The organism is Orbaceae bacterium BiB (assembly GCA_036251205.1).
In the GTDB taxonomy this organism is placed as follows: domain Bacteria; phylum Pseudomonadota; class Gammaproteobacteria; order Enterobacterales; family Orbaceae; genus Orbus; species Orbus mooreae.
In genome coordinates this window covers 1,591,432-1,607,268 of the sequence record CP133958.1, presented here as the reverse complement: position 1 = coordinate 1,607,268, position 15,837 = coordinate 1,591,432, and the positions used below count along the sequence as shown (strand labels likewise).

Sequence of the window (15,837 nt, the reverse complement as noted above, 5' to 3'; positions counted from 1 at the left end):
TACTTAGAATGAAAATCATCGTTACAGGCGGTGCTGGCTTTATTGGGTCAGCGGTTGTTAGGCATATTATTAATAATACTCAAGATGAGGTTATTAATGTTGATAAACTGACCTATGCGGGTAATTTACAGTCTTTAGATTCTATTTCGGGTAGTAATCGATATTATTTTGAACAAGTCGATATTTGCGATAGACAAGCACTGGATAAGCTTTTTCTGCACTATCAGCCTGACGCAGTAATGCATTTAGCCGCAGAAAGTCATGTCGATCGTTCCATTGATGGACCAGCTGCGTTTATTGAAACCAATATTGTGGGTACTTATACATTGCTGGAAGCTTCCCGTAGTTATTGGAACTCTTTACCAGAAGATCGTAAATCGGCTTTTCGTTTTCATCATATCTCCACTGATGAAGTATATGGTGATCTGCATGGTACTGATGATCTGTTTACTGAAACAACGCCATATTCGCCAAGTAGCCCTTATTCTGCCTCAAAGGCATCGAGTGATCATTTAGTTCGAGCTTGGCATAGAACTTATGGACTACCTGTTATTGTCACCAATTGTTCTAACAATTACGGCCCATATCATTTCCCTGAAAAATTGATTCCCCTAGTGATTCTGAATGCGTTAGAGGGTAAAGCATTACCTGTTTATGGTGATGGTTCACAGATCAGGGATTGGTTATATGTTGAAGATCATGCCAGAGCCTTATATAAAGTCGTCACAGAAGGTGAAGTCGGAGATACTTACAATATCGGTGGACATAATGAACGTAAAAATATTGATGTAGTCAGAACGATTTGTGCCATTTTAGATGAATTAGTACCAAATCACTCAAATAATATTAATAAGTATGCGGACTTAATTACTTTTGTAAAAGACAGGCCTGGACATGATTATCGTTATGCTATCGATGCAACTAAAATAGCACAAAAATTGGGCTGGAAACCACAAGAAACTTTTGAAAGTGGCATCTGTAAAACAGTTGAATGGTATCTGCATAATCAAAAATGGTGTAATAATATTAAAGATGGTTCTTATGCAAGAGAACGAGCGGGTTTAATCGAAAGTAGTCATAAAGAGAGTCAATTATGAAAGGTATCGTTTTAGCGGGTGGTTCTGGGACACGTTTACATCCAATTACTCGAGGCGTATCAAAACAATTATTACCAATTTATGATAAACCGATGGTGTATTATCCCATTTCAGTATTAATGCTTGCAGGTATTAAAGATATTTTAATCATATCGACACCTGATGACATATATGGTTTTAAACGTTTACTCGGTGACGGTAGTGAATTTGGTGTAAATTTTAGTTATGTTGTACAGCCAAGCCCAGATGGGCTTGCTCAGGCCTTTATTTTAGGTGAAGAGTTTATCGGTAATGATAACTGTAGCCTTGTTTTGGGGGATAATATCTATTTTGGACAAAGTTTTGGGCAAAAATTATCCCAAGCTGCTAGTCGTAAAGAAGGAGCAACAATATTTGGTTATCAGGTTAATGATCCTGAACGATTTGGTGTTGTTGAGTTTGATAAAGATTTTAAGGCGCTTTCGATTGAAGAAAAACCATTAAAGCCGAAATCAAATTGGGCGGTAACTGGACTCTATTTTTATGATAATGCAGTAGTTGAAATGGCTAAGCAAATTAAACCTTCTGCTCGTGGTGAGCTAGAAATCTCTACATTAAATCAAATGTATTTGGAAAAAGGTACGTTAAATGTTGAAATTCTTGGTAGAGGATTTGCATGGCTTGATACGGGGACTCATGATAGCTTAATGGATGCTTCTCAATTCATCCATACAATAGAAAAACGCCAAGGATTAAAAGTAGCCTGCTTAGAAGAGATCGCTTTTAAAAATGAATGGTTAAGCCATCAGCAGCTTAGTGAGTCAGCTAAAAGATTGAGCAAAACTGAATATGGCCAATATCTTTATAGACTGTTAGGAGAATAATATGCAAGTAATTGATACCGAAATATCTGATGTAAAAATTATTCAACCTAAAGTTTTTGGTGATGAAAGAGGTTTTTTTCTAGAAACGTTTGAAAAACGACGTTATCAAAAAATGCTAAATATTGATTTAGATTTTGTACAGGATAATCATTCTCGCTCTCAAAAAGATGTGTTGCGTGGACTCCATTTACAAAAAGAAAATCCTCAAGGAAAGCTGGTTAGAGTCGTCCGGGGTGAGGTTTTTGATGTTGCTGTAGATATTCGTAAAAGCTCGCCGACTTATGGTAAATGGGTCGGGGTAATTTTGTCAGAAGAAAATAAAACTCAATTCTGGATTCCGCCTGGACTAGCCCATGGTTTTGTTGTTTTATCTGAAATTGCTGATTTTGAATATAAGTGTACTGATTATTATAATCCTAAAGTTGAAGGATGTTTATTGTGGAATGATCCAACAGTAAATATCAATTGGCCAATATCAAATCCGATACTGTCGGAGAAAGATAAACTTGGTAAGTTATTGGGAGAACTATAATGAAAGTCTTATTAACCGGTGCTAATGGTCAGCTTGGACGCTGTTTTCAAGATATTTTCCCGAAAGAGTGGCAATTAATTGCAACAGATAGCGATGTATTGGATATTACTAATCGACAAGCGGTAGAATCATTTATAGTAACACATAAACCCGATATTATTGTTAATGCTGCAGCTTATACTGCAGTTGATAAAGCCGAAACAGAGTCGGAATTAGCAGAGAAAATCAATGCTCAAGGCACTTATTACTTAGCTTTAGCGAGCCATTCAATTGGCGCTCGTTTTTTTCATGTCTCAACCGATTATGTTTTTGATGGTACGAAGACAACGCCTTATTTAGTGACAGATCAAACGAATCCTTTAGGTGTATATGGTAAAACAAAACTTAAAGGTGAAATATTAAGTTTGCAAGCTAATCCTAATACAACGATTATTCGTACGGCTTGGGTATTTAGTGAGTATGGTAATAACTTTGTTAAAACAGTGCTCAGATTAGCGAAAGAGCGTAATGAGCTTAGAGTTGTCAATGATCAAATAGGTTGCCCAACTTATGCAGGCGATCTTGCTGCTTGTATTATTCAATTAATAAAACAGAATAACGAGTCGGGGATTTATCATTATTGCGGTAATGAATCAATGAGCTGGTGTGATTTTGCTAATAAAATTATTGATGTTGCGTTTGAGCAAGGAAAGATTATCAATAAACCAAAAATAGTCGGGATTCCATCTAGCGAATACCCAACACCAGCTAAAAGGCCTTTTTATTCTGTATTAGATATGAAAAAGTTAGAAAAAACTTATTCAGAAAAACAAAATATAGATCATATATTGAGTCAAATAATTTCGAAAATTGGTTAGTTTTAATAATTTATCGAATTGAAAAATATAGATAATATATAATTAGGATACTATTTTTATGCTTAGACATAAAGTTTCACGGTCTGCAATGCCTTCTTTTGCAATATTTCAAATTATTTTTGATATGGTGATTATTTTTGCTTCATCTATTACAGTATGCTATTTGTTTGATCATGAAAGTATTCAATTATATGTTCCATTCATATCGTTAGTCGTTATCTGCTTTTTACTCGTTGCGATTGTTCGGGATTTTTATCACTCTCTATTTTCCACTCGAGTGAATGCGTTGTTTATTGCATTATTGAAAGTTTGGAGTATTGGTTTTTGGAGTGCGGCAATAATTTATGAAGTTATTACGTTATTCTCTGTACCATTTTTATTTTTATGTTGCTGGTTTGTTGCGACTTGTATTATTTTTTATCTCTACCATCTCCTTTTTCACTATTTGGGTAAACATTTTTTTCGTAAAAGAGTACTAAATGTAGCATTTATTGGTCGCCAGTCTCAAGGACGATTATTAGCTAGAAATTTAAAAAAAATGTCTTGGACAAATTATAATATTGTTGGTTTTTATGATGAAAAAAAACACTCGGTCAGCGGAATAGAGCGTAAAGGTGATTTTCAGCAGCTGATAAAAGATGCTAAAGAAGGACTATTGGATCAGATTTATATTTCTGATTCCTCTGAGCTACATAAAGATATTGTTTATTTAATTAATCAATTAGCGGATACAACGTGCTCTGTTATGTTGTTACCTGATATATTTACCTTTAGTTTATTACGTTCACGTATTTATACTATTAATAATATTCCGGTTGTCTCTATTTATGATACGCCTTTTAAAGGGTTAAATGCTTTTATAAAAAGAGTCGAAGATATTATCGGATCTTTTATTATATTAGTAATGATTTCCCCTGTGTTGTTAATTATTGCTATCGCTATCAAATTAACATCAAAAGGACCTATCTTATTTAAACAAGATAGATATGGTGTTAATGGGAAACTGATTAAAGTTTTGAAATTCCGTTCAATGAAAGTGATGGAAAATGATAGCCAAGTAAAGCAAGCGACTAAAAATGATCCAAGATTGACCAAAATAGGTTCATTTTTGCGTAAAACTTCACTTGATGAACTTCCTCAGTTTTTTAACGTTTTATTCGGTGATATGTCGATTGTTGGCCCACGTCCGCATGCAGTTGTACATAATGAACAATATCGTTCAGAGATAATGGGGTATATGTTGCGTCATAAAGTTAAACCAGGTATTACTGGCTGGGCACAGATTAATGGTTATCGCGGTGAAACAGATACACTGGATAAAATGGAAAAACGAGTAAAATATGATCTCGAATATATTCATAATTGGAGTGTGACATTTGATATTAAAATTATTTTGCTAACAATAGTAAAAGGATTTATTAGTAAAACAGCTTATTAACGCTATTTTTTATTCAAGGAGCCCATTATGACAAATGCCCTAATCCTACTATCCACCGGCTGTGAAGAGACTGAAGCGGTAACGACTATTGATCTGCTTACTCGTGCTGGGATTGCCGTGACTTACGCGAGTATTACGGAAGAACGTGAAGTGTTGTGTTCTCGTGGAGTCGCTATTTTAGCGCAGAAAACCTTTTCGCAGGTGAAAGATCAACCGTTTGATGCGGTAATTTTACCTGGTGGGGTTAAAGGAGCCGAAAATTTCCGAGATGCTCCACAGGTTATTGCTAAAATTAAACAAACTCATCAAGCAAACAAGCTGGTTGCTGCGATTTGTGCAACGCCAGCGATGGTATTACAGCATCATACTCTATTTCCTAATGCTAATATGACCGGATATCCAAGTACAAAGTCTGCATTTAAAGATTGGCAAGATGTTCGAGTTTGTTATGATGATAAGCATCAGCTTATTACTAGCCAAGGTCCTGCGACCTCGATTGATTTTGCACTGAAAATTATCTCAGTATTAGTCGGTCATATAAAAGCAGCTGAGGTTGCTAGTGGACTCGTATTACCTGCAGGTATCGATAATTATAGCGATTGATTTGATTATGTTAAAAAAATAGGGATGTTGTTTGCATCCCTATGACTAAATTAACAAATCTCGGCCCATTTTTATACTATAATCATACTTTACAGTAAAAAAATAACGAAAATGGTCTCTCAAGTTTGTAATTAGGCTTTTTGTCGTTTGAAAATACTCACATTATTAAAGCCTTGTTCGATTAAATAAAGTGCTTGCAGTTTGCTCATAACACCGCGTTCACAGTAGAGTAAATAGTGCTTACTTTGATCTAAATCTGCAAATTGGGTTGCGAGTTTATAAAATGGAATGAGTTTGATATCCACATTCTCAATGGTAAGTGGGCTATCCTCTTGCTCATCAGGAGAACGTATATCAATAATTACATCACTGTTACCAAACTCATCAACCGTTTGTACTTGATGTATTTTTGTATCATTTTGTTTAGCAATTTCTCGAATATCTATATTTTGCGCTTCAGCGATTGCTTGCTCTAGAATAGCAAAATTGAAGTTAGCTTCTTCCGCTTCAATTTTTTCTTTGATGGCTTTAACTGTTGGACTTTTTGAGATAACCCCACAAAATTCAGGCATAGTTTTAGCAATATCTTCGGTACCAATTTGCCGAGCTAGTTGAATAATTAACTCTTTATCGTGAGTGATTAATGGTCGTAAAATCAGTGTATCCGTTGCATTATCAATTAGGCGTAAATTAGTTAATGTTTGACTCGATACTTGTCCTAAAGCCTCTCCTGTTACAAGCGCTTGTACGCCATATTTCTCAGCAATATGAGATGCAGCTCGTACCATCATACGTTTTAGGATTACACCCATTTGGCCATCATCTACTTTTTCTAAAATTTCGCCAACAACATTAGCAAAGTCGATCGTGATAAAGCGGACTTTATGGGAACTACTAAAACGGTTCCACAAGTAGTGTGCCATCTGTTTTACACCGATCTCATGAGTTGCTCCACCTAAGTTGAAAAAGCAGTAGTGTACGCGCGAGCCGCGCCGCATTAACATATAACTTGATACACCTGAGTCAAAACCACCAGAAATCAATGATAAGACATCTTCTTGGGTACCCAGAGGGAATCCGCCAATACCTTCATAGCGTCCTTTAATTAATAGTAATTTATCGTGATCAATCTCTAAATTAACCGTTACATCGGGTTTTGTTAGCTTAACTTTGGCACTTTCAACATATTGATTTAGTCCACCGCCTACATAACGTTCTATTTCTATTGAGGTGAAATCATGTTTACCACGACGTTTTACTCGAACACAAAATGTTTTATTCTCAATAATAGGTGCAAAGTAATCACGCGATTTTTCATAAATATCATGAATGCTTGTAAACGGCCGCTCATCAACAGCCAGAATATGGTGAATACCCGGGATACGAGATAAGAGATCAAGAACTTCATTTTCAATACCTTTAACTCTAGGTCTGACTTCAATATAATCCCAGTGCCGCATAACTGCAACATCAACATGTTGGGTTAAAATATTACGAATGTTACTTGTCAAAATTTTAATAAAACGTATACGGACAGAGTCACTCTTAATCGTAATCTCTGGGAATAACTTAATAATAAATTTCATATTTGCTTCAATTACTTTCTTAAAAACCCGACATTATACTGACTTATGGTGCTAATGCGTACTATTGTTTAATGGAAAATTGATAAAAAAGCTAAAATCTACTTGCTTGTTGGCTCAGGTTTCGATAATATTCGCCATCAATATTTTTTATTTTTCTTTCATAACAAAAAAATATTTTGAAATATAACGATATGGAAGAATAATTAAATTAACTGCAGGTTAAAATGTACGAAATTCTTATTATTGTTTTTTTAATTATCGCGATCGCTATCATTGGCTTAGTATTAATCCAAAAAGGTAAAGGCGCAGATATGGGCGCGTCTTTTGGTGCTGGTGCGTCAGCAACGCTATTTGGTTCAGCGGGTACGGGGAGTTTTCTAACTCGTACGACAACAATTTTAGGTATTCTGTTTTTTATTATTAGCATTGCATTAGCCAATTTAGGTAGCAGAAAAGGAAGTAATGATACTTTCTGGAATTTAGCTGATGGAACTGTACCAGCAGCAACTGCAGATGCGCCACTAACGAATGAAACACCTGCCGCTTCACAAAATGTTGTACAGCCGGAATCAACTAGCCCAACATCTGATATTCCGGAGTAATTAAGATTTTTGCCGTGGTGGTGAAATTGGTAGACACGCTATCTTGAGGGGGTAGTGCTCTAGGGCATGCGGGTTCAAGTCCCGCTCACGGCACCATTAATCTATCAATATGACAAGAAGTTTATCAACTTCTTGTTTTGATAAAAGTTTGACAAATGATCTCATCTTCCAATACCCAACTCAAATCACTTTATATCTATTTTTATTGAATAATTTTCTCTAAATCTAATGAATCACATTTGTAATTTTATTGCGAATTAAGTATAGAACAGCTCTTTTGTAGGCATATGCTCAATGCCCTTTACTTGATTTTTATCAAAATCTCCTAAAAAAACTCTTTATTATCATCGTAATTCTTTGAAAAGATTGAAATTAACTTAATCTTAACATTTGATGACAAAAATGTCATTGACGAAATCTTTGATTTTGTCTATTTTCCTCGTACTTTGTAAAAAAATCGTTCTTTTATTGTTAAGAATCACTCCTATTTGGTGATGATTCTTTACTATTTTTTTATATTCTATGTTTTTTGGTTTTTAAAGTAATTATTTTTAAACGGTAATGTATTAATTAAATTAACTATTTTAAAAAATAGGGATTGTATCGTTAATGATTCAGTTCTTTATTAATTCTTTACTGATTTTTTATTTACTATTTTTAACTGCACTTTGAATTTAAAAATAACAGCTTGGCTAATTGATATAAGGTTAGGGAATATAACATGGTAACGAAAACGTTATTGGGTCGGATCAAGTCACTATTTTTCTTATTAGGAATATGGTCATTATTTGCAGGGGCATTCAATGTGATCTGCCCACATTTTAGTGGAGAGTTATTTTCAAATTATTAAATCATTTTTTCTTCAAATTGAACAGGTGATAAATAGTTTAAATATGAATGTTTTCTTACTCGGTTATAGTAAACCTCAATGTACCACAAGATCATCGATTTAGCTTGTGCCATATTTTCTAGTTTGTGTCGGTAAATCCATTCTGTTTTTAAGGTATGGAAAAAGCTTTCAGCCACCGCATTATCCCAACAGTTACCTTTGCGACTCATACTACACGTTAAGCCATAAGCCGTTAATATAGCTTGGTAATCATCGGAACAATACTGGCCACCACGGTCACTATGAACAATCACTTTACTTGGATAGCCCCGATGAAGCAAAGCCATAGTTAAGGCTTGACAAACTAGCGAGCTTTCCATATGCGTATCCATCGCCCAGCCTATGATTTTACGAGAGTAGAGATCAAGTACAATCGCGAGGTATAACCACTGTCCGTTCACTTTAATATAAGTTATATCGCATACCCAAGCTTGATTAGGTGTGTCCATGGTAAAGTGCCTATCTAAAATATTTTCAGCGACCGGTTTGTTGTGGTTACTGTGCGTTGTTTGTTTATACTTTTTGCGTTGTTTTGCTTTAAGGTGAAGCTTGTGCATTCGTCGACGAACTCGTTCACGTGATAAACAATAGCCTTCCTCCAAAAGTTCGACATGTAAACGCCGATAACCATAGAGATGCCGATGATCTTCAAATAGTGTTTCAATCTTTTTGTCAAGCTGCTGATTAAACACTGTTCTCTGAGACGGTAATCGCTTTAAATAGGCATAGTAACCACTACTTGACACGTCAAATAGATGAAATAAACGACGCTTAGATAGCGTGTTTTGCTTTTTAATAAATTCGTACCTTGCTATTTCAGGCTCGCAAAGTACTGAGCGGCCTTTTTTAGGATATCGATCTCCTTTTTACGTAGCTCAAGCTCTTTTTTCATCGCTTTATTTTGACGCTCAAGTTCGTGATAGTCTGGTTTTTTATTTGATTTTATCGCTTGATGGGTTGGTTTATTCATCGTTTGGTACATCCAATTACAAAATGTTTTGTAATTTATACCTAAATCATTGGCTGTTTGTCGATAAGTTTGTTCGCTATTTAGGGCTAAATTGATCGCTTCTTGTTTAAATTGGGGATCGTATTTTTTACTCATTTGAGACTCCTTTTTTGTTACTAAAAAGTCTCCACTAAACTAGGAGCACATCAAGCTTCTGTGACTTATACAGTTGGTGAACCAGATGTAGGTTCTTCGGTGATCTCAGCTGAGCCTACAACGATTGTAGCTGATGGACAGACATCATCAGTCGTTAAAGTACAATTAAAAGATAAATTTGGTAACAATGTTACTTCTGGAACTAATCCTGCAACGGGTACAGCTTACGATTTAAAAATCGTGATTAAAAATACCCCAGCTGTGAGTAACGCAACAATTACCACAGTAAATAATGATGATGGAACATTTACTGCTAAAGTTACTTCAGAGAAAACGGGTACTGATACCTTTACCTTTGAATTAGATTCAGTACGTTCAAGTGCTGAAACTCAAGTTTCTTATACCCCAGGAGGTGCTGACTTAACTGTGTCGACAATTAATGCCGATCCAGCATCAATAACCGCTGATGGTATTGAAACGACAACAATTACAGTTCAGTTAAAAGATAAATTTGGTAATAATTTGACTACCCAATCGGGTGATGTCGTTATTACTGGTGTTAATGTTGCAACTCAAGCTGCATCAGCGATTACTGCATCATATATTGAGAATGGTAAATATACCGTTACGTTGAGTTCAACTAAAACAGGTACAGATGGAACAATCGGTTTTAAACTGGATAATAATGCCGGGAGCGATACAACTTCTGTAACTTATACTGCAGGTCTTGTTGACTTAGCTCAATCAACCATTTCAGTATCGCCTTCATCTATTGTTGCAAATAATACTGATAAATCTACTGTTACGATCCAGTTAAAAGATTCTAATGGTAATAATTTAACGGCAAGTTCTGGTTCTGTTGTTTTAGCCTTTAATACAGCTAACACTAATACTGCAATCGGTATTATAGATAAAGATATTGTTGATAATGGCGACGGTACTTACACCGCAGTACTTAAATCAACAAAAACAGGTAAAGATGATATTGGCTTTAGACTGGATAATAATTTAAGCCAAAATACTGCACCATTGACTTATACACCAGGTTCTGTTGATTTAACTAAATCAACAATTGTCGCATCTCCATCAACAATTGAAGCGAATGATTCTGATGAGTCAATTATTACAGTTCAGTTAAAAGATGCTTATGGTAATAATTTAACCACTAATGAAGGTGAAGTTAAATTATTCAATTATAACTTTGGTGAAGTTAATAAAGGAAATAGTGCAACTTTAACATATAAAGGAAATGGTTATTATCAAGGTTCTGTAACTTCAACCAAGACTGGTACTGATAGTTTTAGATTTACCTTAGCTGGTACTGAAAATGACCCTTCAATATTTGCAAATGTTACCTATAAAACAGGTGGAGCGAGTTTAACTCAGTCTACTATTACTGCAAGTCCAACTACAATCACAGCGGATGGCTCTGCTGAATCAACAATTACTGTACAGCTAAAAGATCAGTTCGGTAATAACTTGACTGCGCAGGAAGGTAATGTCTATTTTGTTAACTTAAGTACTGGTTATCCATCACTTGAAGATAATTTTGAATTGTCGTATATCAGTGATGGTCGCTATCAGGCAAAAATTAAATCGACTACGTCAGGTTCTGATAATATTGGTTATAAATTAGGTACTTCAGAAAGTTCAGCAAGTCAAGGTACTGCTCAAGTTACTGTTACCTATACGCCTGGTGATGTAGATTTTACTCAATCAACTATAGTGGCAAGTCCTGCATCGATTACTGCGAATAATGTAGCGAGATCAACGGTTACTGTACAACTTAAAGATAAGAATGGTAATAAGATCACGACAGATCAAGGTGCAATGGTTTTAACCGGCCTAGATATTGGTAAAGCAAATAATACAGATAAAAGCTTAACTTTCCAAAGTGATGGTAGTTATACTGCAACAGTAACATCAACCCAAACAGGTTCCGATGATGCTATTAGCTTTACATTAACTGGTAAAGGTGATGGAACACAAAAAACATCAATTACTTATACTGCGGGAACCGTTAATTTAGAAAATTCAACTATTACAGCCGCACCAGCTACAATTACAGCGAATTATAGTGATACTTCTATTATCACGATTCAATTCAAAGATGCGTTTGGTAATAACTTAGCCGGCGATGTGACTGGAACTGTTGCATTAACTGGAATTAATGTCGGTGTTGGTGAAACTAAAGTTGCTTTACATTCAATCGGTAATGGTGCTTATCAAGCTGAAGTTTATTCTAAAGTAGCAGGTGTTGATAATATCGGCTTTACATTAGATGGTGCTTCGGGCGGTAAAGGAACTACAGCAAAAGCGAGTGTAACTTATACATCAGGTACTGCTGATTTAACTCAGTCAACGATTGTGGCTAATCCAACAAAAATCGTGGCTAATGGAACGACTACATCAAAAATTACTGTTCAATTAAAAGATCAGTTTGGTAATAATCTAACTGCAGCTAGTCCAGAAGAAGTTAAAATTTTTATCTCTTCAGCATCAGCTTATGGAACATTAAAAGATATTACGAATAATAATGATGGTAGCTACACTGCTTTAGTTGCATCAACAACTACTGGTGAAGATACATTTGGATTTAGTATTAATGGTGTCGCTTCTTCTAATGAAGCAAATGTGACATACATCGCTGGATCTGCGAGTGCAACAAAATCAGAAATTGTTGCTAATCCAACTTCTATTATTGTTAATGATGTTGATACAACAGTTATCACTGTTCAACTAAAAGATGAAAATGGTAATAATCTTACAAGTAGTATTGGTAAGGCTGTATCAATTTCTACACCTGTTACAGGTGTAACGGTATACTTTTCTTGGAGACATACTTAGCGGTATGATAAACCATCAACTAAGGAGATTACCCCGTGACAAGACAACTAAGTAGTGAATTTAAACGAGAATGTGCAGAGCTCGTTCTTAATTATGGTTATGCACATAAAGATGCAGCAAAAACAATGAATGTGAGTATTTCATCAATTGGGCGCTGGGTAACACAATATAGAAAAGAACGACAAGGTATTACGCCTAAAAGTAGTGCGCTGACCGCTGAACAAAAACGAATACAAGCTTTAGAAAAACAAGTTAAGCAGTTGCAAAGTGATAATCAGTTATTAAAAAAGGCTTCAGCCTTCTTCGCCATCGAAATGACAAGCAGCAACAAATAGCGTTAATACTGAAGAAGGCAGGAAATGAAACCGCTCAAATCTGTCGGTGTTTATCATTAGCACCGAGTACTTTTTATTATCGAATTAAACATCGCGCATTTAAATTAATTAATGCTAGGCTTGAAATTGCCATGAAATCAATTCATAACGAAATGGACGGTATATATGGAAAAAGAAGAATGTTAGTTGAACTGGTTAAAAAAGGGTTTAAGCTTGGTTTAGATAAGGTCCGACGCTTAATGCGAAAATTAGGCCTAGTGGCTAAAAGGACTAAACAGCATTCCTATCCTCGTGGCGGTAAATCATCGCTACTGGCAGCCAATCATTTAAATCGACAATTTAATCCAGCAACGATTAATCGCTATTGGTCTGGCGATATTACCTATATTCGGACAAGGCAAGGTTGGCTCTATCTGGCTGTCGTGATGGACCTATGCTCTAGGCGTATTGTTGGATGGGCCTTTTCTGAAAAGCCAAACAGTTTACTGACGGTTAAGGCACTAAACATGGCGATACAGCGTCGAAAAGGAAAATGCCCTACCTTATTTCATTGTGATCAGGGGATTCAATATCGTAGTGAACAATTTCAACAGTTATTATCATATCATCAAATTACCTTTAGTATGAGTAGAGCTGGAAATTGTTTAGACAATGCCGTTACTGAACGATTTTTTAGATCATTAAAATCAGAAAGAATTAATTATCGAGATTATATAACAAGAGAGCAAGCGATGGGCGATATTATTGATTATATCGAACCGATTTATAATCAAAAAAGAAGACATTATAAACTTGGATTTATTTCACCAGCAGAATTTGAACATAATTTACTAAAAACTACCTAAGAAGCTCTCCAATTTTTGTTGACCGTTACAACGTTGATAGGTGCAGGGATGTTAGATGGAACAATGGATAGGAATACAGGGAAATACCCTTCTGCCTCAAAAGATCATTGGATTGTGTGGAATGGTAAAGTAACCTTACTAGATGGGACTAATATAACAGAGGCTACCCCCTTGACTGAAGAAATTAAATTAGAAGCATTTTCATGGGGTAGAGTAGAGAGTAATTATTTACGACCTAGTTTAACTTTAGAAATATTTTTAGGATATTTATTTGGAGGTTTCGTTGTTACTAAAATATGTTAATTTATTGTTATTGGGGTTGTTGCTATTAGCCTCCGGATGTTCGCCTATTCCTTGTGATGCCGGCTTTAGTGCAGATGAATTAGCAGAGGCCGCAGTTGGTCAACAATATTCAAAAAAAATAGAAATCCTAAAAGGAGCTATGCCTAATGAGAATAATATAAACTGGGATATTGTCCCTGAAAATACAGGTATAACTATAACCAGACTTATTGATGATAATAGTAGAAATAGTTTTTATAAAGGAGTTCTGATATCTGGCGTACCTAAATTTCAAGGAAATATAGCGATTAGGATTTATGGATTTAGTTACTCATCAAAAACTTGTGCTTTTGATAAGACTTTTACCCTCAAAGTAAATCCATGATTTTTTTGAGGGATAACGGCTTTAACTAATATTTTACGCCTTTGTGATTGCGATATTTTTTCGCTTATAATCAAGTATTAATTTTTTGTGAATCACGGGTTAATGTTATCGTATTAATCGGCGTTGGCATTTTTGGTGCAAAGGATGCTAATGGAAAATTGTTAAGTGCTTCAAAAGATCATTGGGTAGTATGGAACAGTAAAATAACTTTATTAAATGGCAGTCAAATAACTGATGAGGCTACACCTTTAACAGAAATAGTTAAACTAGAAGCATTTTCGTGGGGTACAGTTAAAACAAATTATATTAGATCAGGACTAACTCTAGCCGGTGTATTAGAGTATATATTTGGAGGCTTCGTTGTTAAAAAAATACTATAAATTTATATTGCTATGTGCATTTTTATTTATTTCTGGATGTTTTCAGGTTCTATCCTGTGAGTCAAAATTCAGTATAAACGAGTTACCAGATGCTATTTTCAACAAGCCGTATTATCAGAAAATTGAAATATCTGGAGGTGCTATGGCTAGTGAAAATAGCATAAATTGGGAAATCACTCCTGAAAACTCAGGTATTAATATAAAAAAGACCATTGATAAAAACTCTACTTTATATAGTGGCGTAGAAATATCAGGGATACCAATTTATCAGGGGGATATAAAAATTCGTCTTTATGGATATGGCTCGCCCCCATCAGGGTGTACTTTTGATAAAATAATGATACTTAAAATCATAAGTTCGTCAATTAAGTAGGCTCAATTATAATGTTCTAGCCTCAAGCCAAAGAGGGTATAAATAGAATATACTTAAAACCTTCAAAATAGTATTGAACTGCTAGGAAAAGTAAAGTAATTAATATTTTAATCCTTTGTGATTGCAATATTTTTTCGCTTATAATTAGGTATTAATTTTTGTGAATCACAAGTTAATGTTATATTTATACAGACAGAATAAGAGTATTCTTTTGATATATGAGCCATTTTATACAACTATTCCAAACTTAAAAGGGTTGTCAATTTCGACATAATATATACAAATGACTAAATTTATTCACCGTCGTTTTTATTAGAAAGAATCTCATCAAACACCTCATCCACTGAACGAGAGAGTCCTTGAGATCTTTGCTTTGCAGATATAACTAGGCGTTCTAGAATATTGATTGGCTCATTGACACTATTATCAATATCCATTAAAACGGATGAACAGTTATTCAGTAGCTTATCTTCTATTTTCAAGTCAATTCTCCCTAGTGTGCTCACATAAAACTAAAAAAACAGTGCAATATTACTCAATATAAATCAATTTTATTCGTTGCTCTATCTATAGAAACATTGTCATGGGATGGCAATATATCATTATTAATTCCTATCTTACCAAACAACCCACTCAGTTGATAATGGCTCTAGACAAGACAAACACCTATCCACCGATCAATAATGCACAATTGATCTAAATAAACGATTATAAAATACCCCATTAATTTGATATAACTAAGTGGCAGTTACTAACGATAGAACAGATGATTTAGTTTGTTCTTAACGAAACCCCGCTGTGCTACCAACACAACGAGG

At 34.9% G+C, this 15,837-nt stretch carries 18 protein-coding genes and 1 tRNA gene; 15 read left to right on the top strand and 4 right to left on the bottom strand.

Annotated features, from left to right (window positions below):
* Nucleotides 1-8: 8 nt before the first annotated feature.
* The 6 genes from rfbB to RHO11_07520 are packed head-to-tail and all read left to right on the top strand — an operon-like array spanning nt 9 to nt 5,390.
* Nucleotides 9-1,097 (top strand): dTDP-glucose 4,6-dehydratase, encoded by a 1,089-nt coding sequence (gene rfbB, locus RHO11_07545; GenBank protein ID WVD60358.1) that lies wholly within the window; start codon nt 9-11, stop codon nt 1,095-1,097.
* A complete protein-coding gene (rfbA, locus tag RHO11_07540; protein WVD60357.1) occupies nt 1,094-1,960 on the top strand; it encodes a glucose-1-phosphate thymidylyltransferase RfbA in 867 nt (288 codons plus the stop codon). The genes rfbB and rfbA overlap by 4 nt, the downstream gene beginning before the upstream one ends.
* A gap of 1 nt (nt 1,961) precedes the next feature.
* Nucleotides 1,962-2,492, top strand: coding sequence for a dTDP-4-dehydrorhamnose 3,5-epimerase (gene rfbC, locus RHO11_07535; GenBank protein WVD60356.1), 531 nt, complete (start codon nt 1,962-1,964; stop codon nt 2,490-2,492).
* Nucleotides 2,492-3,349 carry a dTDP-4-dehydrorhamnose reductase gene (gene rfbD / locus RHO11_07530; protein WVD60355.1) on the top strand — a complete coding sequence of 286 codons (858 nt, stop codon included), beginning with the start codon at nt 2,492-2,494 and terminating at the stop codon, nt 3,347-3,349. The genes rfbC and rfbD overlap by 1 nt, the downstream gene beginning before the upstream one ends.
* Nucleotides 3,350-3,407: 58 nt before the next feature.
* Entirely contained in the window at nt 3,408-4,787 is a 1,380-nt protein-coding gene (locus RHO11_07525; GenBank protein ID WVD60354.1) for an undecaprenyl-phosphate glucose phosphotransferase, read from the top strand.
* 27 nt (nt 4,788-4,814) lie between these two features.
* Nucleotides 4,815-5,390: a DJ-1/PfpI family protein gene (locus RHO11_07520; protein WVD60353.1), complete on the top strand. Its 576-nt coding sequence runs from the start codon at nt 4,815-4,817 to the stop codon at nt 5,388-5,390.
* A gap of 131 nt (nt 5,391-5,521) precedes the next feature.
* On the opposite strand, the gene thiI is transcribed toward RHO11_07520, so the two are convergent.
* Entirely contained in the window at nt 5,522-6,976 is a 1,455-nt protein-coding gene (thiI, locus tag RHO11_07515) for a tRNA uracil 4-sulfurtransferase ThiI (protein ID WVD60352.1), read from the bottom strand.
* A gap of 224 nt (nt 6,977-7,200) precedes the next feature.
* On the opposite strand from thiI, the gene secG reads away from it, so the two are divergent.
* A complete protein-coding gene (secG, locus tag RHO11_07510; GenBank protein WVD60351.1) occupies nt 7,201-7,578 on the top strand; it encodes a preprotein translocase subunit SecG in 378 nt (125 codons plus the stop codon).
* An 11-nt stretch (nt 7,579-7,589) separates the two neighbouring features.
* Nucleotides 7,590-7,674: transfer RNA gene (locus tag RHO11_07505), tRNA-Leu, on the top strand.
* Between the two features lie 750 nt (nt 7,675-8,424).
* On the opposite strand, the gene RHO11_07500 is transcribed toward RHO11_07505, so the two are convergent.
* Nucleotides 8,425-9,264, bottom strand: a complete 840-nt coding sequence (locus RHO11_07500; GenBank protein ID WVD62866.1) for an IS3 family transposase — start codon at nt 9,262-9,264, stop codon at nt 8,425-8,427.
* A 14-nt stretch (nt 9,265-9,278) separates the two neighbouring features.
* On the bottom strand, nt 9,279-9,572 hold the full coding sequence (locus tag RHO11_07495; protein ID WVD60350.1) for a transposase: 294 nt from the start codon (nt 9,570-9,572) through the stop codon (nt 9,279-9,281).
* Between the two features lie 60 nt (nt 9,573-9,632).
* On the opposite strand from RHO11_07495, the gene RHO11_07490 reads away from it, so the two are divergent.
* From RHO11_07490 to RHO11_07460, 7 genes are read left to right on the top strand one after another with little or no spacing between them, the layout of a single operon-like run.
* Nucleotides 9,633-12,419: an invasin domain 3-containing protein gene (locus tag RHO11_07490; GenBank protein ID WVD60349.1), complete on the top strand. Its 2,787-nt coding sequence runs from the start codon at nt 9,633-9,635 to the stop codon at nt 12,417-12,419.
* Between the two features lie 35 nt (nt 12,420-12,454).
* Nucleotides 12,455-12,754 (top strand): transposase, encoded by a 300-nt coding sequence (locus RHO11_07485; protein ID WVD60348.1) that lies wholly within the window; start codon nt 12,455-12,457, stop codon nt 12,752-12,754.
* Nucleotides 12,700-13,599 (top strand): IS3 family transposase, encoded by a 900-nt coding sequence (locus RHO11_07480; GenBank protein WVD62865.1) that lies wholly within the window; start codon nt 12,700-12,702, stop codon nt 13,597-13,599. Before RHO11_07485 ends, RHO11_07480 begins: the two co-directional genes overlap by 55 nt.
* A 48-nt stretch (nt 13,600-13,647) precedes the next feature.
* The gene (locus RHO11_07475; GenBank protein ID WVD60347.1) at nt 13,648-13,902 is read left to right on the top strand and encodes a hypothetical protein; all 255 of its coding nucleotides are present in this window, start codon (nt 13,648-13,650) and stop codon (nt 13,900-13,902) included.
* Nucleotides 13,883-14,266 carry a hypothetical protein gene (locus RHO11_07470; protein ID WVD60346.1) on the top strand — a complete coding sequence of 128 codons (384 nt, stop codon included), beginning with the start codon at nt 13,883-13,885 and terminating at the stop codon, nt 14,264-14,266. Before RHO11_07475 ends, RHO11_07470 begins: the two co-directional genes overlap by 20 nt.
* A 47-nt stretch (nt 14,267-14,313) precedes the next feature.
* The gene (locus RHO11_07465; GenBank protein ID WVD60345.1) at nt 14,314-14,646 is read left to right on the top strand and encodes a hypothetical protein; all 333 of its coding nucleotides are present in this window, start codon (nt 14,314-14,316) and stop codon (nt 14,644-14,646) included.
* A complete protein-coding gene (locus tag RHO11_07460) occupies nt 14,627-15,019 on the top strand; it encodes a hypothetical protein (protein ID WVD60344.1) in 393 nt (130 codons plus the stop codon). Before RHO11_07465 ends, RHO11_07460 begins: the two co-directional genes overlap by 20 nt.
* Nucleotides 15,020-15,312: 293 nt before the next feature.
* Here the strand turns inward: RHO11_07460 and RHO11_07455 are convergent, their stop codons facing one another.
* The gene (locus RHO11_07455) at nt 15,313-15,501 is read right to left on the bottom strand and encodes a hypothetical protein (GenBank protein ID WVD60343.1); all 189 of its coding nucleotides are present in this window, start codon (nt 15,499-15,501) and stop codon (nt 15,313-15,315) included.
* Nucleotides 15,502-15,837: the final 336 nt, after the last annotated feature.

Coding starts and splice junctions, on each gene's coding strand:
- rfbC (WVD60356.1), top strand. CDS start 1,962: ATGCAAGTAATTGATACCGAAATATCTGATGTAAAAATTATTCAACCT.
- RHO11_07495 (WVD60350.1), bottom strand. CDS start 9,572: ATGAGTAAAAAATACGATCCCCAATTTAAACAAGAAGCGATCAATTTA.
- rfbA (WVD60357.1), top strand. CDS start 1,094: ATGAAAGGTATCGTTTTAGCGGGTGGTTCTGGGACACGTTTACATCCA.
- RHO11_07520 (WVD60353.1), top strand. CDS start 4,815: ATGACAAATGCCCTAATCCTACTATCCACCGGCTGTGAAGAGACTGAA.
- secG (WVD60351.1), top strand. CDS start 7,201: ATGTACGAAATTCTTATTATTGTTTTTTTAATTATCGCGATCGCTATC.
- rfbD (WVD60355.1), top strand. CDS start 2,492: ATGAAAGTCTTATTAACCGGTGCTAATGGTCAGCTTGGACGCTGTTTT.
- RHO11_07475 (WVD60347.1), top strand. CDS start 13,648: ATGTTAGATGGAACAATGGATAGGAATACAGGGAAATACCCTTCTGCC.
- RHO11_07525 (WVD60354.1), top strand. CDS start 3,408: ATGCTTAGACATAAAGTTTCACGGTCTGCAATGCCTTCTTTTGCAATA.
- rfbB (WVD60358.1), top strand. CDS start 9: ATGAAAATCATCGTTACAGGCGGTGCTGGCTTTATTGGGTCAGCGGTT.
- thiI (WVD60352.1), bottom strand. CDS start 6,976: ATGAAATTTATTATTAAGTTATTCCCAGAGATTACGATTAAGAGTGAC.